19 protein-coding genes and 1 tRNA gene are annotated in these 19139 nt (G+C 44.3%); 1 reads left to right on the top strand and 19 read right to left on the bottom strand.

The window, feature by feature from the left end:
- Positions 1 to 182: 182 nt before the first annotated feature.
- From IQQ51_RS19910 to IQQ51_RS19900, 3 genes are all read right to left on the bottom strand, one after another.
- A tRNA-Ser gene (locus tag IQQ51_RS19910) sits at positions 183 to 273 on the bottom strand.
- Positions 274 to 453: 180 nt separating this feature from the next.
- Positions 454 to 903 (bottom strand): L-alanine exporter AlaE, encoded by a 450-nt coding sequence (locus tag IQQ51_RS19905; protein WP_017062062.1) that lies wholly within the window; start codon positions 901 to 903, stop codon positions 454 to 456.
- 248 nt (positions 904 to 1151) lie between these two features.
- Positions 1152 to 3605, bottom strand: coding sequence for a hybrid sensor histidine kinase/response regulator (locus tag IQQ51_RS19900; protein WP_193841905.1), 2454 nt, complete (start codon positions 3603 to 3605; stop codon positions 1152 to 1154).
- A 171-nt stretch (positions 3606 to 3776) separates the two neighbouring features.
- Between IQQ51_RS19900 and IQQ51_RS19895 the strand changes: the two genes are divergently transcribed.
- Positions 3777 to 4346 carry a UPF0149 family protein gene (locus IQQ51_RS19895; protein ID WP_017062064.1) on the top strand — a complete coding sequence of 190 codons (570 nt, stop codon included), beginning with the start codon at positions 3777 to 3779 and terminating at the stop codon, positions 4344 to 4346.
- A 76-nt stretch (positions 4347 to 4422) separates the two neighbouring features.
- On the opposite strand, the gene IQQ51_RS19890 is transcribed toward IQQ51_RS19895, so the two are convergent.
- From IQQ51_RS19890 to IQQ51_RS19815, 16 genes are all read right to left on the bottom strand, one after another.
- The gene (locus IQQ51_RS19890; RefSeq protein ID WP_193841904.1) at positions 4423 to 5454 is read right to left on the bottom strand and encodes a potassium channel protein; all 1032 of its coding nucleotides are present in this window, start codon (positions 5452 to 5454) and stop codon (positions 4423 to 4425) included.
- 172 nt (positions 5455 to 5626) lie between these two features.
- Positions 5627 to 6688: a quinolinate synthase NadA gene (nadA, locus tag IQQ51_RS19885; protein ID WP_193841903.1), complete on the bottom strand. Its 1062-nt coding sequence runs from the start codon at positions 6686 to 6688 to the stop codon at positions 5627 to 5629.
- Between the two features lie 210 nt (positions 6689 to 6898).
- Entirely contained in the window at positions 6899 to 7681 is a 783-nt protein-coding gene (gene ybgF / locus IQQ51_RS19880) for a tol-pal system protein YbgF (protein ID WP_048612755.1), read from the bottom strand.
- A gap of 33 nt (positions 7682 to 7714) precedes the next feature.
- Positions 7715 to 8257 (bottom strand): peptidoglycan-associated lipoprotein Pal, encoded by a 543-nt coding sequence (gene pal / locus IQQ51_RS19875; RefSeq protein WP_017062069.1) that lies wholly within the window; start codon positions 8255 to 8257, stop codon positions 7715 to 7717.
- 113 nt (positions 8258 to 8370) lie between these two features.
- Positions 8371 to 9723 (bottom strand): Tol-Pal system beta propeller repeat protein TolB, encoded by a 1353-nt coding sequence (tolB, locus tag IQQ51_RS19870; RefSeq protein ID WP_050621820.1) that lies wholly within the window; start codon positions 9721 to 9723, stop codon positions 8371 to 8373.
- A gap of 12 nt (positions 9724 to 9735) precedes the next feature.
- Positions 9736 to 10803, bottom strand: coding sequence for a cell envelope integrity protein TolA (gene tolA, locus IQQ51_RS19865; protein WP_048612753.1), 1068 nt, complete (start codon positions 10801 to 10803; stop codon positions 9736 to 9738).
- A gap of 13 nt (positions 10804 to 10816) precedes the next feature.
- Positions 10817 to 11260, bottom strand: coding sequence for a protein TolR (tolR, locus tag IQQ51_RS19860; RefSeq protein WP_017062072.1), 444 nt, complete (start codon positions 11258 to 11260; stop codon positions 10817 to 10819).
- Positions 11261 to 11263: 3 nt separating this feature from the next.
- Positions 11264 to 11947: a protein TolQ gene (gene tolQ, locus IQQ51_RS19855; RefSeq protein WP_193841902.1), complete on the bottom strand. Its 684-nt coding sequence runs from the start codon at positions 11945 to 11947 to the stop codon at positions 11264 to 11266.
- Positions 11937 to 12380, bottom strand: a complete 444-nt coding sequence (gene ybgC, locus IQQ51_RS19850; RefSeq protein ID WP_086970839.1) for a tol-pal system-associated acyl-CoA thioesterase — start codon at positions 12378 to 12380, stop codon at positions 11937 to 11939. The genes tolQ and ybgC overlap by 11 nt, the downstream gene beginning before the upstream one ends.
- Before the next feature lie 166 nt (positions 12381 to 12546).
- Positions 12547 to 12849 carry a cyd operon protein YbgE gene (gene ybgE / locus IQQ51_RS19845; protein ID WP_017067532.1) on the bottom strand — a complete coding sequence of 101 codons (303 nt, stop codon included), beginning with the start codon at positions 12847 to 12849 and terminating at the stop codon, positions 12547 to 12549.
- A complete protein-coding gene (gene cydX / locus IQQ51_RS19840) occupies positions 12842 to 12949 on the bottom strand; it encodes a cytochrome bd-I oxidase subunit CydX (protein ID WP_000270284.1) in 108 nt (35 codons plus the stop codon). Before cydX ends, ybgE begins: the two co-directional genes overlap by 8 nt.
- A gap of 31 nt (positions 12950 to 12980) precedes the next feature.
- Positions 12981 to 14117, bottom strand: coding sequence for a cytochrome d ubiquinol oxidase subunit II (gene cydB, locus IQQ51_RS19835; RefSeq protein ID WP_193841901.1), 1137 nt, complete (start codon positions 14115 to 14117; stop codon positions 12981 to 12983).
- Positions 14118 to 14130: 13 nt separating this feature from the next.
- Entirely contained in the window at positions 14131 to 15717 is a 1587-nt protein-coding gene (gene cydA / locus IQQ51_RS19830) for a cytochrome ubiquinol oxidase subunit I (protein ID WP_048616295.1), read from the bottom strand.
- A 552-nt stretch (positions 15718 to 16269) separates the two neighbouring features.
- Complete coding sequence (gene ruvB, locus IQQ51_RS19825; protein ID WP_017062078.1) at positions 16270 to 17286, bottom strand: Holliday junction branch migration DNA helicase RuvB; 1017 nt, start codon at positions 17284 to 17286, stop codon at positions 16270 to 16272.
- Between the two features lie 103 nt (positions 17287 to 17389).
- Complete coding sequence (ruvA, locus tag IQQ51_RS19820; RefSeq protein WP_017062079.1) at positions 17390 to 18001, bottom strand: Holliday junction branch migration protein RuvA; 612 nt, start codon at positions 17999 to 18001, stop codon at positions 17390 to 17392.
- A gap of 92 nt (positions 18002 to 18093) precedes the next feature.
- Positions 18094 to 19139 (bottom strand): methyl-accepting chemotaxis protein (locus IQQ51_RS19815; RefSeq protein WP_228013047.1); only part of this gene is annotated, 1046 nt, incomplete at its 5' end.

Here is a 19139-nt window from a genome sequence, read left to right as displayed (position 1 = left end):
AAAATCAAGCGATTATCGATGATAAAAACACCTAATATGGTTAATTCTGCGACGGTATTAATAGAGGTAATAACTATAAAGAAATGATAAAGGAACGGATACTAGGGAGATATACAGACGAGGTGGAATATAGGGGCTCTAAAACGAGAAAACCCCAGCATTTCTGCTAGGGTTTTGAATAGTGGTGGAAGGATGGGGATTTGAACCCCAGATACGCTATAAACGTATACTCGCTTTCCAGGCGAGCGCCTTAAGCCACTCAGCCATCCTTCCACAAATTGTGTGTTGAGCATGTCACTCAACGAGGCGCTACTTTATTGATTCTGCTTGCTTTGGTCAAGGGGCATTCTCAAAAAAAGTGCCTTTTTCGGTTTGTTCGATTACAAATTAACTCATTAGATCAAAAACAAACCAAATTTCATTCTTTCGCTGCATTTACGCTTGTTGCTTTTCTTAAGCTTGTTGATAGTAGCCTGGAACTCGAAACCATTTGCGACACATATCGAGGAAGTAGCCGTAAAGTACGCCCATACCGCACGAGATAACTGCATTACTGGTTACAGCCGTAACGATTTGGTCGCCTGAAGCACCCACTGCCAACAAAATACCCGCATACACAGGAGACTGGAATAACACGTATGCCATCAAATCAGACAAGTTTTTCATCAATGAGCTTTCTGAAAGCTTTGCACCATTGCGCAAGAACCAATCACGAAAAACGCCATAAGGCCAAGCGATAGCAATGTTTACCGGAATAGATAATGTTCGAGAAGCAAGAGATTGCTCAAACGTCATACCAGAAATAAACACTTCTACGATCATGCCAGAAATAAAACAGAAAACGACCATAGCAAATGTATCCGCAGCTGCGTTTCGAATACAAAATGGACCACGAGACTTCATTGACGACAAACCTAAAATATATCACTGCTTAATTAGTGATTTAATAACATATAAACAAGGCACATTTGCACCTCACCAGATAATGTCGCTATTAAATCACAAGATTAGTAGTCATACATTCCAAATTAAAAATCAAGTTGTAAATTAACAACCAAAAACCACTTTAAAAGCAGTCACTTTCACCAAAAAATCCAACCAAGGTCAAATATTGGACAATTCGTCATTTACTTACCGTAATTAAACAACATTTAAGCCATAGGTAGATTTACAGTAATGATATTAATGACATCTTGTGTAGGTGGTGATCCTAAAGCAACCTGCTCTAACGCTTTATCGACTTGATAAGTAAGTTCAGCGTTGTTCATAGGTTCAACGTGGACACGTAGGCTCTCTAGTGCAAATTGAATCAGTTCTAGGTTGTTGTCTTCTAGCGCCACATACAGCGTCACTAACAGCTCTTCAGTGTTATCTTTGTTTCGAAGAGCAGGTTTAGGCAGTGACTCGCTTTTACTTTTCGAATCGTGTGGTTTTACGTCTTGGCTTTCGAGCTCATCCGCTTTCACTTCATGGTATTGGTAAAGCTTATTTGAATAGCGGAACAAGGCATCATCCAGTTCACGCTCATCAATCGGCTTAGCGATAATATAATCCACACCCGCCCCCAGCATACGCTCGCGAGTCTCTTTAAAGACATCAGCCGTACAACCAAACACCAATACCGATGACACGTCGCCTATCAAAGCACGAATCGCAGTGGTTGATTCAACGCCATCCATCACAGGCATATGGTTATCCATGAGCACCAAATCAAAGCGCTCAGCAACGACGGCTTGTATTGCTAGTTCACCGTTTTCGACGCTCTTACAAGTAAAGCCTTTACTGCTCATGAAGGTTTCAATGATCACCGTGTTAGTTCGGTTGTCCTCGACGATCAGTACTTTTAAGCCTGAGTAGTCCAACTTCTTGTGTGGCAAGCTCTCGATTTCACCTGGCTGACATGGTTGAATCTTCAAGCGAACATCAAAGCTCGTGCCTATCCCTTCCTCACTGGTGACGGTAATACTGCCATCCATCAACTGGGCAATTTTCTTCACAATCGCGAGGCCAAGACCAGTACCGCCAAAACGCCTTGTGGTCGAAGACTCCGCTTGTTCAAACGGTTTAAAAATACGCTTCTGAGCTTCTTTAGAGATACCAATCCCTGTATCACGAACTCGAATGCTCAGATAGGTGTCACTCCCCTCAACCACTTCTTTAAGGTACACCTCAACAAAGCCTCTGGAGGTGAACTTCACCGCGTTGTTCAATAGATTAAACAAGATTTGGCGAAGGCGAGCTTTATCTGAGAAGTACCAACGACCCGAAGGCACCTCAGAGTACACTTTGAATTGAAGCCCTTTCTCGGAAGACAATGTGTAGTAAACACTGTTAATACTGCCGATGATCGAATCAAGCGGGAAACGCGTTTCATCAAGATCCAACCTGCCCTGCTCGATCTTCGAGAAGTCTAATATCTCGTTGAGTAGAGTCATCATATGATCGCCTGACTCATACAAGCTCTTAAGGTGTTTCTCTTGTTCAGAATTTAGAGGTGTTTTCAATAGGATCTGAGCAGTACCCAATACCCCATTCATAGGGGTGCGAATTTCATGTGACAGGGTCGCAAGGAAAGCGGTTTTTGCATTGGTGGACGCCTGAGCTTTAACCTTTTCCGCTTCGAGATAAATGGTCTTTTCGTTGAAGGTTTTAATCAAATGACCGATTTCGTCATCACTCGAGTAATCCACATCAATGATTTCGCCGGCTTTCGAGCTATCAACCTGCGCAGCAATCCTTGTGATTGGACTAATCAAATAACGGTTTAATAAGTAATACCCCGCCATGACACAAAGTAGCAATAGCGGAACAATACCGCCTTCAATACTCATCACCTGACGAAACACTTCGTCTGCTACTCGTGATTTGGAGTTCACCACATCCACTTGCCAGCCAAAATCACCAAATTGATTGCTACTGATATAGATGCCTTCAACAAGATTGAAATTATGCGAAACCAGCACTTGGTTGAGCTTGTCTCTGAGCGTAATGCCAAGGTTGTATTCTTCGGCGTGGTTCTTGATAAAACCAAGCAGCTCTTCGAGCGAGAGATCCACCGTGGCAACACCGGCAAAAGTACCGTCGTAATAATAAGGGGAAGACGCCGTAATCATTCGTACGTGTGTGTATGGGTCGATATACACATCGCTCCAAGAGATCGTGCCTTGTTTTTGGTTGACGACAGAGGTGTACCAATACTCTTCTTGATAAGGGGCATTTTTGGGGTTGTTGTAAGAATATATCTGATCGATTCTTCCATCGTCGGCTTTATTAAAAAAGTAACTGTTGAGAAGCTTTTTAGAATCGAGCGCATAAGGTTCAGGCCAAATACCGGCACTGACAATTGTATCGTCGCTCGCCGCCAGCATGGACTTAAAGAGGGGAATAACATCATCACCGTTGCGATGTGCTTGAGCAAACCCAACGAGACTGTCTACAAAGCCTTGAGAGCTGCTGAGTGGCTCTGTAATCAAGGCGGATAATAATTGCGTACGCAAGTCGAGGTTTTGTTGTAATTTGGCGCGCACAGGGGATTCTACGACGTAATACGTCACACTACCGACAATGGCAATAAACATCGCAAGGTATAATCCAAGCGCTACCATGCTTTTTTTCTTTAAAGACGACCGTATCTGCATAATTCTTTTATTGTTTTCTTTTCTGTTAAACCTAGTGTTTATCATCCATGACATCAAGCCTTTTTAGATTGAAGCTTGATTGGCACAAGTTCATTGGTACTATAAGCGCAAATATGTTCCCTTTTACGGTACCTCACTTTGACTTTACAAGATATTCTTGCGCTTCCAGAGTTGGAAGGAAAGCTAATCACAGAACACAAAACAATGGGCTTTGTCACTGCAATGGCAGCGGCACCGAATGTGTTAACCCCTCATGAGTGGCTACCGTTCTTATGGGGTGGCGAAGAAGTCGCACCTTTTACGGATGGTGAACAGCTAGAAAGCTACATTGAAGTTATCATCGAGCTTTGGAATAAAACCCGCCCTGAACTGATTGAAGGGACTTGGGTTTGGCCTGAAGCTTGCCAATTAGACGACGAAGAAGTGGTGAACACTGCCGCTCGTGATTTTTGTGAAGGCTTACTTCAAGGCTGGCAGATTGCCCGCGACGATTGGGAAACACTGATGCCTGAAGAGAGCGAAGATAATGCGCTCGTTGGCGGTGTGTTGCTTTCACTGAGCATGCTTTACGATCCAGAAACGTCAATCGCGACGCTTGCAGAGCAAGGCATCGAAGGCCTAGAGCAGTTCGAAGAGATCTTTAATGCTGTACCTGTAATGCTTTGCGGTCTAACGCAGCGCGGTATTGCGCTGGCTGAAGCTCAATAAAAGTTAGCTTTATACATGCCATAAGGCCTCATTATGAGGCCTTTTTTAGTTTCTAGACGAGATGAAAATAGTCGCTTTAGAAGCCTTTCCAATCGAAGTCATCAATTCGCTCATCGGCAATATAAAACAGCTTAGTGCCACTGCTGACCACTTGGTCTAACTCTGGGTTGAGTTCAATACCACTCCCCGTATCAATGGCGATCAGTGTTGCTTGATACTTCTCTTTAAACACAGAGAAAATAGGTGCGACGGTGACAGGCTCAGCGTCTTTAGGGAAATACGTTGAATACTGTGTCATGCCTCTTGTTGAGCTCAATAACTCTTGATGAAGCGCACTTGATCCTGGGTCTACTGCAGCCTTTGCTAGCATCTCAGCACCCACCGCTGGAATACATTCTGAGTTAGGACAGTGCTTGTGTAACAAATCACTCAGCGCTTCATCTTTAAAGTAAACAAGAAGATGTGCCTTAGGGTTTCGGTTGGCACAGTAAAGCGCCGCAGATAACGTAATGTCGTCTTCTGGATTATCAATCAGGATGCAACTTGCAGACTCAATGCCCGTTTTCTCCATCTCTTTGCCATCGGTGTAGCTGTTTACTTTAACGAAATTGATTTCACCGGGCAACGGGTTCTCGATATCTGAACGCGTACATAACACGATTGGTCGCTTACCCGTCTCTTCATGTTGTAGCATGCGGATGAGATGAATGGTTCTTTGCTCATTCCACCCCAACATCAAAATGTGGTTGTCCACTCTAACTCTCCTTTTTCCTAGCAAGCCCGCTCGCCAATATTCAACACCTTCTGTTGCCACTTTACCGAGTAACGCGGCGAAAAGGCTCAACCCGCCTGGAATCACAAATAGAATAACGATCCACTGCCCCGCTACCGTGGTCGGTGATAAATCACCATAACCAACTGTAGAAGCCGTCACCACTAAGTAGTAAGCGAATACAGTAACCGAACTGGTTAAATCTGTTTCACCCGCCAAATACAGCATCGACCACGATAGAGCGATGTAGCCAAGAAAAGTGAACAGTAAGTTTTTGCCGTTCAAAACAAAGATGTTTGCTTTGATCCAGCGTTTGAGTTGTAACCAGATTATCATTCGAGCCTCTAATCCTTCGATCTTACTTACATGCTAGAAAAAATACTTGATATCAACAAGATGTATCATCAGAAAAAGATACATGACCACAAGATTGATATTGGCGGCCTATACGCAGGTACAAAAAAACCAGCACTATTGGCTGGTTTTTGGGGTTAGATAAAAGAACGACTTACGCGTTACCTTTTACCTGTACATTTAACTGCTCTGCAAAATCTAGCATGCGGTTCAATGGAATAAGAGACTTCACACGTAGTTCGTCAGAAACGAAGATTTCGTGTTGCTCACCACCATTCTCAAGCGCGTTTTCAATCGCTTCAAGGCCATTCATTGCCATCCAAGGACAGTGTGCGCAGCTACGACACGTTGCACCAGCACCCGCTGTCGGCGCTTCAATCAGCTCTTTTTCAGGAACCAATTGTTGCATCTTGAAGAAGATACCTTTGTCTGTCGCAACAATCATCTGTGGATGAGGTAGCTCTTTTGCTTTCTTGATCAGTTGGCTTGTTGAGCCTACAGCATCAGCCAGCTCAACCACACTTGCTGGTGATTCTGGGTGAACCAAGATAGCCGCGTCTGGGTATACCGATTTCATTTTCTTCAAAGCATCAGCTGAGAACTCATCATGAACGATACACTCACCTTGCCAAAGCAACATGTCAGCGCCAGTTTGATTTGCGATGTAAGAACCTAGGTGACGGTCTGGACCCCAAATAATAGGTTTGCCTTCAGCGTCTAGGCTTTCAACGATTTCTAAAGCGATGCTCGACGTAACTACCCAGTCTGCACGAGCTTTAACAGCTGCAGAGGTGTTCGCATATACAACCACGGTGTGGTCAGGGTGAGCATCGCAAAATTCTGTAAATTTGTCGGCTGGACAGCCAAGATCAAGCGAACATTCAGCTTCAAGTGTTGGCATTAGAATGCGTTTTTCAGGAGTAAGAATCTTTGCAGACTCACCCATGAAACGAACACCAGCGATGATCAAAGTGCTTGCTGAGTGACGGTTACCGAATTTAGCCATTTCTAATGAATCGCCAACGAAACCACCAGTTTCTTCTGCCAGTGCCTGAATTTCAGGATCGGTGTAGTAGTGTGCAATTAGAACTGCATCTTTTTCTTGAAGTAGTTTTTTGATGTTTGCGATGTGGGCCTGTTTCTGAGCGTCGCTCAATGGAACTGGCTTAGGCGGAAACGGGTAAACTGTATCGATTTTATCTAGTATATGACTCATTGCTCTTGCTCTACGCAACTTCTTCCGAGAATTAGAGTATTCTACACAGGACAGCGATTGGGATCAAAAAGGATTGGTTGCAAGCGGTGGCTAGCTAATGCTTAAAACGCATAAACAAGGCAATGCGTTGGCATCACTAACAAGATGAGTAAACACTAATCGGAATTGAATAGGTATAAAAAAGAGGCGCCTAAGCACCCCTATTTTGTTTTACAAGTGGGTTTTAGCCACTTTAGCCGAAGCACTGTTTGGGTACTCGGTTACGACTTGTTGGTAATATTTCTTAGCTTGCGTCGCGTTGTTGTTGCGCGCAGCTATGTCACCAAGCTTAACCAGTGCATCTGCTCGCTTGTTTGAGTCTTTGTAAGACACAACAGCAGCGAAGCTCTTCACCGCTTCTTTATCTTGCTTCTTAGCGAAATAAAGCTGGCCTAACCAGTAGTGTGAGTTAGGTGTGAAGGTAGAATCTGGGAAGTCTTTTTGAAACTTCTGGAATGCAGCGATAGCACCCGTGTAGTCTCGTTGCTTTAGAATCATATCTACAGCATTTTGATAAGCAGTTTGCTCATCCACATCAGTACTGAACGTACCAGAAGCGTCTTTAGAGCCTTCGCTCGCCGCCACTGCTACCGTTGCTGTTCCTGCTGCTTTCACCTCGCCTCTTACGCGGTCCAGTTCAATGAACAGTTCACGCTGACGCTCTAGCATTTGCTTCATATCGTAGCTGTTTCGTTCCAGCTCACCACGAAGTTCACTGATCTCCAGTGCCATGTCGTCGATTTGCTGTTGCATTTGAAGCTGAACGAGATTGCGATTTTGAAGCAGGCGCTCTAAACGCTCAATATCTGATTCGTTAGATGCTGATCGAGAGGAAGATGATGAATTGGTTGCGGTGCTATTGAGATCGGATACTGGAGCTGGTGCAGCGAACGCGGTGTTCGCTGCACTTGCCAGTAACGAAAGCAAAATGACTCGCTTTGTGTTACTGAACATGAGGCAATTCCTCAATTATATAGTCTACTAAAATTAGTAAACTAGTACTGCGCGACGGTTTTTAGCGTACACATCTTCAGATTGACCTAGAAGAAGTGGCTTCTCTTCACCGTAGCTTACGATAGAGATTTGGTCAGCTTGAACACCTAGAGCTTGTAGGTATTTCGCTACAGCTTGTGCACGACGCTCGCCAAGTGCGATGTTGTACTCAGGAGTACCGCGCTCATCAGCGTGACCTTCGATAGTAACGTTCATGTCAACGTTCTTAACTAGGTATGCTGCGTGAGCTGCTAGCATTTCTTCGTAATCGCCAGCGATAGTAGAGTTATCGAATGCGAAGTAGATTGTTTGAGTTTCACGTAGCGCTTGCTCTTTAAGCTCTTGCTCAGACAGTTGACCGTTAGCGTCAATTGGCGTTACAACAGTTGTGTCTACGTTGCCTTCTGAACCTGAAGTTGTTTGGTTGCTTTCTGTACCAGATGTTGCAGATGTTGCTTCATCAGTTGAGCTACATGCCGTTACTGCCATCACTGGTAGTGCAATCATCAAGCCTTTAAGAACTTTGTTAAGTTGCATCTTTTTTTCCTTACGTTATCAAACTTAGTTTCTACAGCGACTAAGAGTGCTATAGATAGTTAAATGCCACAATAGTTAACACTATCAATAGCTAAAAGAATATGTAATTTTTCCTAGAGGAACGGTGACCATGCAGGCGCTCTTACGCGTCCGTTAGTTGCCGGTAATCTAGCTTTAAAACGGCCATCGATAGAAACCATCGATAGTACATTTGTTTTGTTGTAAATAGAGCTATAGATAACCATACCTCCATTCGGTGCAATACTTGGAGACTCATCTAACAATGTTTTTGTTAATACTTGAACCGCACCGGTTTCCAAATCTTGCTTAGCCAAGTTAAAACCTGAGTTGCTGCGATTCACCATGATCATGAATCGACCATCAGGAGTGATCTGGCCACCTAAGTTTTGGCTACCTTGCCAAGTAATACGAGAAGTCGAATTATTGGACAAATTTACATTATAAATCTGTGGTTTACCACCACGATCCGATGTGAAAATAAGAGACTTGCCATCTGGGTGCCAGAATGGTTCAGTATTATTAGAACGGCCGCGGGTAATTTGAGTCAGCTTACGGCTAGCAAGGTCAAGTGTGTACACCTGAAGGCTGCCTGTTTTCGACAATACCAATGCCAATGTTTTACCATCTGGCGAGAATCTTGGCGCACCATTATGACGAGGGTATGACGTCACCTTCTCACGTTCACCAGTGTAAATATTCATGATGAATATTTCCGCTTGGCCATTTTGGAAACTCACATAAGCAAGCTTTTTACCGTCTGGTGACCATGCAGGTGACATCAGAGGTTGCTTAGAACGAAGGACTAAACGCTCGTTAAAGCCATCGTAGTCAGCAACACGCAGTTGGTATGGGTATTGGTCTTTGTCGTTCACAACTACGTAAGAGATACGAGTTAAGAACGCGCCTTTCTCACCGGTTAGCTCTTCATACACTAAGTCCGAGATACGGTGTGCATACTCTCTCAAGCGTTTACCAGGCACTGTCGCTTTCTTGTTGAACAACACGTGATCTTTAGAAAGTACCAATTGGCCTTCATCGCTTAGTGCGCGGCTTTGTCCTTTAGTCAGTTGACCACGAACAATGTCGATCAGTTGGTAGTTCACTACATACTGCCCTTCGGCATTTTTAGTGATGCTACCTGTTAGCAGTGAATCAACGCCTAGGTTAGTCCAAGCATCAAAATTCACCTCACCTTCGCTGTAAGGCGTTTGAGGCATTTTGCTAGTTGCTACTGGGCTGAATTTACCACTGCGTTGTAAGTCAGAAGCGATAACCGCTGATACATCGTGTGGCAATGGCTCTGCGCCTTCCCAACGGAAAGGTACAATAGCGATAGGTCTTGCAGAGTTAATACCGTCTGTAATAACCAGCTCCAGCGCTGCATGTGCAAACTGGCTGCTTGTAGCTATTAAGAAAACAAAACTCAGTAATAGTTTCTTTAACACAAGTTCGTCCTTTTACTCTGGTGATACAGTTAAGTTAATGTCTTTCAGTGAGTTCACAATGTCTGGGTCTTTAGGCAACGGGTAAGATTGCACTTGTGCCACCGCACGCTTGGTTGCTGCACACAAACGGCTATCGCCATCTAAGATACTCAAGCTACCCAATATCGCATTAGAGCCCGTTGGAATCAGCTTAAGGTTCACTCGACATGAGCGTCCTCGATAGCTGTCTTCTAACAACAGGTTCTGTTGAATCAGTTGGGTATAAATAGCACCGTAACGTTGCGCTTCATCACTAATAAATTGTTGTCTTGCTGAAGAGTTTTGAGTCGCTTCCGTTTCAAGGCCAGCAAAGATATCGTTCAATGCGGCTTCTTGTTGTTTACGCTCTTTTTCTGCTTTTGCTGCAGCTTCTTTAGCCTTACGGGCTTTCTCTGCTGCGGCTGCCGCTTCTTTCTCTTTCGCTATGCGTTGCTTTTCAGCGCGTTCAGCGGCTTCTTTCTCTTTACGAGCTTTGTCTGCTGCCTCTTTCGCGGCTTTTTCTTTTGCCACGCGTTCTTGTTCAGCTTTTGCGATTGCCGCTTCTTTGGCTTTACGCTCGTTCTCGGCTTTCACTAACGCTGCTTCTTTCAACTTGCGGTCAGCTTCTGCTTTAGCGGCTTTCTTTTGCTCTTGCTGTAAACGCGCTTCTTCAGCTTTGCGTTGCTTCTCTTTCTCAACTCGGCGCTTTTCAGCTTCACGAGTCGCTTTAGCTTCTTTCGCCTGCTGTTCTTTTAGCTTGCGAATATTTTCTTCTTCAGCTTTACGATTCTTTTCAAGTCGTTCGCTTTCACGTCTTAGTTTGTCTAGACGTTCTTGCTCTTTCTTGCTCGCCGCTTCTCTTTGTTGACGAATCTGTTGAGCTTGCTGGCGAACCAACTGAGGATCAATCACCACAGCTTGAACCATCTGCCCTGTAGGCTTTGGCTCTGACATCGTGAAATCCGCTCCCCAAATGAGCGCAACGAATAAAATGACGTGCAGCCCAAGAGAAATAAGAAGCGGTGATCTGAAATTATTGGATTTTTTATTATTCGCTTTCATGAATGCTACGGAGCTATTCCCTTATATCCGTTAAAAGGCCAACCTTTGGCACACCTGCACGGCTTAATTCATCAAGTAATAAAACCACTTCAGCGTATGGCGTTGCGGCATCACCACCAACCGCCACTGGAGAGTTTGGCTTCAAAGACAACTCAGCTTTCACTCGGACGATAATATCTTCCATAGATAAGCCACGCTGTACTTCTTCGTCATTAACGCTCAAACCAAGTTCACCGTCTTTGTTCACTTCAACGATGATGAAACTTGCGTTGTCGTCACCCAATAGGTCTTGTGCCGATTTAGCCGTTGAAGCCTGAGGCAATTCAACGTCAACGCCTTGAGTAACAAACGGCGAAGTCACCATAAAAATGATCAGCAAAACAAGCATAACGTCGATGTAAGGTACAACGTTAATCTCTGCTGTCATTTTGCGTTTTTTAGGTTGGTATCCAGCCATCTATTATTCCCTGCCAGCCATCGCTTGACGGTGAAGAATACTGTGGAACTCTTCAGAGAAAGTCGCGTAGTTGTGCTCTAACTTGCCTACTCGGCTGCTGAAGCGGTTGTACGCCATTACCGCTGGAATCGCAGCAAATAGACCCATTGCCGTTGCGATCAGTGCTTCTGCAATACCAGGCGCAACCATTGCGAGCGTCGCTTGCTTCACTTCACCTAATGCGATGAATGAGTGCATGATGCCCCAAACCGTGCCAAATAGGCCGATGTATGGGCTGATAGAACCAACGGTCGCTAAGAAAGGTAAGTTAGTTTCTAGTTCATCGACTTCGCGAGCAACGGCAACGCGCATCGCACGGCCAGTGCCTTCCATGATGAAGTCAGGTGATGTTGCATTCGATTTACGAAGGCGAGCGAACTCAGTAAAGCCTGCGTAGAAAATTTCTTCAGTACCAGAAAGCTCGTCTTTGCGTTTATTGCTCTCTTGATACAATTTAGCAAGATCAACGCCTGACCAAAATTTGTCTTCAAACACTTCTGTTTGTTTAGAAGCTTTAGATAACACTTTACTTCTTTTTATGATCATCGCCCAAGAAACAACAGACATGCCCATAAGAGTCAGCATGACCATCTTAACTAGTAAACTAGCTTCTAAAATTAGGCCTAAGATTGAGATTTCAGCAGTCACTATTCGTTAGCTCCGTAAGAATAAATGTTGGCATTGCCTTTGGTTTCATTTTTTGATTGTCGATACATGCTACCTTAACCATTGCTTTACACAATGCTTTGCCATCAGGATTTACGATCTCTTGACAGAAGACCAAGGTAGCTCGCTTCAACTCGTAAATATTTGTAATGACTTGTAAAGAATCATCAAGACGCGCGCCTTGAATAAAATCAATGTCCATATGTCGGACTACAAAACCGATGTTTTGTTCTAACAATACTTGCTGAGAAACGCCAATTGAGCGCAACATCTCAGTTCGAGCGCGTTCGAAAAACTTAAGATAGTTTGAATGGTATACAACGCCACCCGCATCGGTGTCTTCGTAATACACTGTCACTGGCCACGTAAATGGCTTAGATAATCCCTGCAATTTGATACCACAATCCCAAACGATAAAGATCTCACTATAACCTAACTCCTTATCATTAATAGTATATCGCTGTGAATTTTTTGATTTGAGAGACGAAAAAAAAGGCCATCTGTATAAGATGACCTCTTTTTGGCTAAAAACCCAACAAGTATAAAGATTCACGTTGTTATGAACCTAAATCCTTTGCCTTTTATAGAAGGCGCAGCGTCGTTAGGTAGAGCAAAATTGTGAGTGAAACATATGGGCTAAACAGTAGCTGCCACATCCAAGCTCTTGGCTTAAATCCGATACCGTAAACCATGCTTGAGCATACTGCCCAAATGAACATTGGCCCGATGATCGCGTTAAAGCCACCGATGCTTGTCGCATACGCTTCAGGATCCCACATCACTAAACCCACATGCATGAAACCCAATACTAGGGATAAGGCTCTAAGCAGAGTCTTATCCATTGGTTGATGCAGCTTAGCGATTTGCTCTGCGAGATTACTCACTGTCTTTGTCCATCATTTCTGAATGCTCTAGCCATAGAGCATTGATGATGCCGAATGCACATGCTAGAAGTACACCCAAAATCCATGCGAAATACCACATAAAATTTCTCCTAAGTTATTTAACTTCTAGCTTAGTAAGCTGAAACGTCGTTATCTTCGATGTGTTTCTTATCTAGACGACCGAACATTTTGTAGTATGTCCAAGTTGTGTAGCCAAGAATCACAGGAACCATCACCGCCGCAACGACAGTCATAAGACCAAGCGTTAGCTCACTCGCTGTTGAATCCCACATAGTCAAGCTTTGGTTAGGGTTCAGGCTTGATGGCATTACGAATGGGAACATTGCAAAACCAGCCGTTAAAATAACACCAGCGTTCGATAGGCTTGAGAACAAGAATGCGAAACCACCACGCTCAAAGCGAGATGCAATCACAGCAAGCAGTGGCATTGCTACACCAAGGATCGGCGCAGCCCACATTGCTGGATATGTTTCGAAGTTTGTCATCCAAGCACCCACTTGAAGTGATACTTCTTTGTTTAGTGGGTTTGAGTCAGCAAACGTATCGATAGTGCTCGTAATTACATAGCCTTCGATAGATTGAACCCAGAAACCACCAATAACGAACAGAGCAATAGCAATTAGGCCAGTGATCTGAGCAACGTTACGAGCACGAGCGTGCAGTGCTTCTGTTGTCTTCATTTGAAGCCATGTTGCACCTTGCATCACGAACAACATTAGCGCCAACACACCACATAGCAATGCAAATGGGTTAAGCAGAGCGAAGAACGTACCATGGTACTTAGACATCATAAATTCGTTCAGTTCAAATGGAACACCTTGTAGTAGGTTACCAAATGCCACACCGAAAATGATTGGTGGTACTGCGCCACTAAAGCAAAGTGCGTAGTCCCAAGTTTTGCGCCATTTTGGATCTTCGATCTTAGAGCGGTAGTCAAGTGCAAGTGGACGTAACCAAAGCGCTGCTAACGTCACGTACATTGCGAAGTAGAAGCCAGAAAACGACGTTGCGTAAACCAGTGGCCATGCAGCAAACAATGCACCACCCGCAGTGATAAGCCAAACTTGGTTACCATCCCAGTGAGGGGCAATCGTGTTTAGCATAATACGACGTTCAGTGTCGCTCTTACCGATAACAGATGACAGAGCGGCAACACCCATATCAAAGCCATCAGTTACGGCGAAACCAACCAGTAGAACACCGATCAATACCCACCAAATAAGTCGTAAGCTTTCGTAATCAAACATAATATTCCCTCACTTATACTTCAACTGAACGGCTAACTTTGTCTTCAACAGAGTTATCGTTTTGTTCGAAGTGGTAACGGCCTGTCTTCAAGCTACTTGGACCTTTACGTGCGAATTTCAGCATTAGGTAAACTTCAGCAATCAAGAACACTGTGTAAAGTGCCAGGATAGCGAATAGAGAAGTCCAAAGCTGTCCAATAGTCAGTGCTGATGCAGCAACGTTAACCGGTAGGATTTCACCAACCGCCCATGGTTGACGACCAAACTCAGCAACGAACCAACCTGCTTCAATCGCAATCCAAGGAAGTGGGATTGAGAATAGCGCAGCTTTAAGTACCCATGGTTTCTGTTCGATTTTCTGACGACACGTTTGAACAAACGCAGCACCGAATACAAACAGCATGATGAAGCCACAAGCAACCATCAGACGGAATGACCAGAATAGAGGCCAAACTGTTGGGATAGAATCATCCGCAGCCATTTGGATTTGGTCTTCTGTTGCATCAACAACGTCGTCTGTGTAGCGCTTAAGAAGTAGACCGTAACCTAGGTCACCTTTCACTTCGTCGAACGCAGCCATGTTTTCTTCAGACTTATCGCCTGCACGTAGCTTTTCAAGCAGCTCGTACGCGTACATACCAGTACGGATACGATCAACGTGGTCATCACGTAGGTCACGTAGGCCCGTTACTTCAGTATCAAGCGAACGCGTTGCGATGATACCCATTACGTAAGGAATTTTTATTGCGTAGTCAGTATCCATTGTTTCTTGGTTTGGAATACCAAAAACAGTAAATGCGGCTGGTGCTTCTTCAGTGTGCCACTCTGCTTCAATAGCTGCTAGCTTCACTTTTTGAACTTCACCAAGCTCGTAACCAGATTCATCACCTAGCACGATTACTGACAGGATCGCTGCCATACCGAAAGATGCTGCAATCGCGAAAGAGCGACGAGCAAAGGCAAGGTCACGACCTTTAAGAATGTAGTATGAGCTGATACCAAGGACGAACATTGCACCCGTTGTGTAACCAGACGCTACTGTGTGTACGAATTTAACCTGTGCTACTGGGTTTAGTACAACTTCAGCGAAGCTCACCATTTCCATACGCATAGTTTCAAAGTTAAATTCCGCACCCACTGGGTTTTGCATCCAGCCATTAGCTACCAAGATCCAAAGCGCAGAGAAGTTAGAACCAAGTGCTACTAACCAAGTTACCGCTAAGTGTTGACGCTTCGACAATCTGTCCCAACCGAAGAAGAAAAGACCAACAAAAGTAGACTCTAGGAAGAATGCAACAAGCGCTTCGATAGCCAGCGGAGCACCAAAGATGTCGCCAACATAGTGAGAATAGTAAGACCAGTTAGTACCGAACTGGAACTCCATGGTTAAGCCTGTCGCTACACCAAGAGCAAAGTTAATACCAAACAATTTACCCCAGAACTTAGTCATGTCCTTGTAAATTTGCTTGCCAGTCATTACATAAACTGACTCCATAATGGCAAGTAGAAATGCCATACCTAGTGTCAGTGGAACAAATAGGAAGTGATACATCGCTGTAAATGCAAACTGCAATCGCGACAGATCAACAACATCAATCATGGTAACTCCTTTGTGTCGGCTGAATGACACTTGTGTGATTAATCACCGCAAAAATCCATGTTAAAACAATTTGTGTAATTGTTATTACAAATTGAAATTTGTAGCAAAAACGTACCGTTATAGTTAGATTATTGTTAAGCATGAGCTAATATAGCTGGCGCTAATATTACTGGTAAAATCAGTATGTTTCAAAAGGTTTATAGGAGAACCTTGCGTTGATTTGTATCAATTTTATTCGAGCAAATTAGAGTTATTTTTGAACAATCATGATTAAAATCACACCAATTTAGCCTCAGTTAATAACAGCGCATGATATCTGTGACAAAAGCTCAGCACCGCCTCAACATACGAATTACAACTACCTATAAAGTATTAACAAAAAATATGACAACTTATTTCATTTTTTGTTAGCCAAATCAAACCTGCAATCAAAGTTTTCATTTTTGATGACCGCTATTCAGTCTTTTTATCGACTCGCTCAAAGAGTTGTTATTCAATAAAAAGCAAAAAATCCCAGCGCTTATGCAACTGGGATCTTTAAAAATGAATAATTTAACGATTAGACGGCTTATCTATTCCGAAGTGTAAATACGCTCTGTCGGTCGCGATTCGTCCTCTTGGGGTTCTTTGTAGGTAACCTTGTTGAATCAAGTAAGGTTCTAACACATCTTCAATGGTGTCTCTCTCTTCACCAATCGCGGCAGCCATGTTGTCGATACCAACCGGACCACCACCAAACTTCTCCATAATCGCCAGCAGAAGCTTTCTATCCATGTAGTCGAAACCTTTAGCATCGACATCCAACATGTTTAGCGCTTTGTCAGCAACCTCTGGACAAATATGCCCGTCGCCTTTTACTTCCGCATAATCACGAACACGGCGCAGTAGACGGTTAGCAATACGTGGCGTACCACGAGCTCGGCGAGCAACTTCTAGCGCCCCTTCGGACTCCATAGAAAGACCAAGGCAATCTGCACTGCGCTGAACGATATTTTGTAGGTCTTCAACCTTGTAGTACTCAAGACGCTGAGTAATACCGAAACGGTCACGTAACGGCGATGTCAGTGAGCCAGCACGAGTGGTTGCGCCAATCAAAGTAAAAGGAGGAAGGTCGATCTTGATAGAGCGTGCCGCTGGGCCTTCACCAATCATGATATCTAATTGGTAGTCTTCCATTGCTGGGTACAACACCTCTTCAACTACAGGGCTTAAGCGGTGAATCTCATCGATGAACAGCACATCATTTTCTTCAAGGTTGGTCAGCAATGCCGCCAAGTCACCTGCTTTTTCTAGAACAGGGCCTGAAGTCGTACGAATGTTGACGTCCATTTCATTGGCAACAATGTTCGCCAATGTGGTTTTACCCAAGCCTGGAGGGCCAAATATCAACAGATGGTCGAGCGCCTCGTTACGCAGTTGTGCCGCTTTGATGAAAATCTCCATCTGGCCACGAACGTGATCCTGACCTTGATAGTCAGCAAGTGCTTTAGGGCGTATTGCGCGATCAATGACATCTTCATCTTTGAATACTGGGTTATCCGGTGCAATAAGGCGATCGGCTTCAATCATAAATTCTGCTATTCCTAACTATGCTCTTGTTGACTCTGCGCTTCTTGACTCTGTGTAAAGGCAAAGTGAATGAGTCTATTTTGTCGAACAAGTATATTGGGTATTAAACCATCGATTTCAGAGCTTCGCGAATCAACTGTTCGCTGGTCATGCCATCTTTAGCCACTTGAGAAACCACCTTAGAAGCTTGAGTCGGCTTGTAGCCTAATGCAAGTAGTGCACTTACCGCTTCTTCTTCCGCGTCGTGAACGGTAGGCATAGAATCAATCGGAGCTGCATCCGTCGCTGGAGTAAATAGGTCACCTGCGCCCCACCCTTTCAGGCGGTCTTTCATTTCAACAACCAGACGTTCAGCGGTTTTCTTACCCACACCCGGAAGTTTAACCAGCGTCGAGATGTCTTCACGCTCAACACTCTGCACAAATTGACTAGCTGTCATGCCTGAAAGTATGCCAAGGCCAAGCTTAGGACCCACACCGTTTGCTTTGATCACTTCACGGAACAGCGCACGCTCTTTAACCGTGTTAAAACCATAAAGTAACTGCGCGTCTTCACGTACAACAAAGTGCGTGTAGATGATTGCCTCTTCGCCTACGTTTGGTAATTCGTAAAAACAGCTCATTGGCATTTGAACTTCATAGCCAACGCCACTCACTTCGATTAGTAATTCTGGTGGCTGTTTTTCTATTAATGTACCGCGTAGACGTCCGATCACAATTCACTCTCTTGATGGAATATAATTTGAGGGACAGAATATAAAAGAACTGGATGCTTATCCAGTTCTTTGTGTTTATTAGGATGATTTATTTAAGCTTGCTTAGCTTGGGAAACCACGCTGTTTAAGCTTTCGACCAGTTCTTTTACTGAGGTGACATGCCCGGTCAGTTCAGAACCATAATTAGCGACTAAACCTGACACGGATTTGGTTTCTGCAACGCTCTGTGCCACTTCTGAACTGGCGAGATCGAGTTCTTTCAATGAGCTCATCTGCATCGCCATAATATTAGTCAGTTGATTAACGTCAGTCGAGATAGTCTGAACCTCGGAGATAATGCCGTTCATTTCATTAGCCGTGGTTTCAATGATTGCTCTGCCATGCTCCACTTCTTCTTTACTTCGGTCTAATAAGGTTCGAATTTCTATCGCGGAGTGACTACTTTTCGCCGATAGCTCTCTCACTTGGTCAGCGACGACAGCAAAGCCTCGTCCTTGCTCCCCGGCGCGTGCTGCTTCTATTGCTGCATTGAGTGCTAATAGGTTGGTTTGCTCAGCAACCGAGGTAATCAAGTCCGCGACTTTCATGATCTCTTGATTACTTTGAATGATCTGGGTGATTGCACTGGTTGAGGCTTCTAGTGATTCTGAGCTCTTCTGCGCTTTCGTTCCCACAGCTTCACTGCGCTCTTTCAGTTCACCCACGAATGAATTGGATTCTTCGATGCCTTGAGTCATTTGATGCAGTTGTTGGCTCATCTGTTCTGCTGCACTCGCCTGAGATTCGCAATTGATGTTCAACACTTCAACTTGAGCATGTAGGTCTTGAGACTGCTGGTCTAAATGAACAGATACGCCCTGTAAGCTTTCAGAGTTTGAGTTCGCTTGGTCAAGGACAATGGAAAGGCGACCTTCACTTTGCGTCGCTTGATTGGCAATCTGTTGGCTTTCCGAAATCGCATCCTCTGCCATTTCAATCGCCACTTCTTTTTGCTTAGCAGTAAAGGCTTGAGCAATACAAATGACCACCAGCGGCATGATCACACCAGACCACGTTTCAACCACTATGGCTTCCGGAGTAAGTACTAACTGCGGAAATTCAAAGCCATCAAGATGAGCTGAAGTCATCACCAATGAAA

The organism is Vibrio sp. OPT18, assembly GCF_015163615.1.
GTDB lineage: Bacteria > Pseudomonadota > Gammaproteobacteria > Enterobacterales > Vibrionaceae > Vibrio > Vibrio coralliirubri.
This window is presented reverse-complemented; position numbering and strand designations above follow the sequence as displayed.

Coding starts and splice junctions, on each gene's coding strand:
- cydA (WP_048616295.1), bottom strand. CDS start 15,717: ATGATTGATGTTGTTGATCTGTCGCGATTGCAGTTTGCATTTACAGCG.
- IQQ51_RS19900 (WP_193841905.1), bottom strand. CDS start 3,605: ATGGTAGCGCTTGGATTATACCTTGCGATGTTTATTGCCATTGTCGGT.
- nadA (WP_193841903.1), bottom strand. CDS start 6,688: ATGAGTCATATACTAGATAAAATCGATACAGTTTACCCGTTTCCGCCT.
- tolA (WP_048612753.1), bottom strand. CDS start 10,803: ATGAAAGCGAATAATAAAAAATCCAATAATTTCAGATCACCGCTTCTT.
- IQQ51_RS19890 (WP_193841904.1), bottom strand. CDS start 5,454: ATGATAATCTGGTTACAACTCAAACGCTGGATCAAAGCAAACATCTTT.
- ybgF (WP_048612755.1), bottom strand. CDS start 7,681: ATGTTCAGTAACACAAAGCGAGTCATTTTGCTTTCGTTACTGGCAAGT.
- pal (WP_017062069.1), bottom strand. CDS start 8,257: ATGCAACTTAACAAAGTTCTTAAAGGCTTGATGATTGCACTACCAGTG.
- IQQ51_RS19905 (WP_017062062.1), bottom strand. CDS start 903: ATGAAGTCTCGTGGTCCATTTTGTATTCGAAACGCAGCTGCGGATACA.
- cydB (WP_193841901.1), bottom strand. CDS start 14,117: ATGTTTGATTACGAAAGCTTACGACTTATTTGGTGGGTATTGATCGGT.
- tolR (WP_017062072.1), bottom strand. CDS start 11,260: ATGGCTGGATACCAACCTAAAAAACGCAAAATGACAGCAGAGATTAAC.
- cydX (WP_000270284.1), bottom strand. CDS start 12,949: ATGTGGTATTTCGCATGGATTTTGGGTGTACTTCTAGCATGTGCATTC.
- ruvB (WP_017062078.1), bottom strand. CDS start 17,286: ATGATTGAAGCCGATCGCCTTATTGCACCGGATAACCCAGTATTCAAA.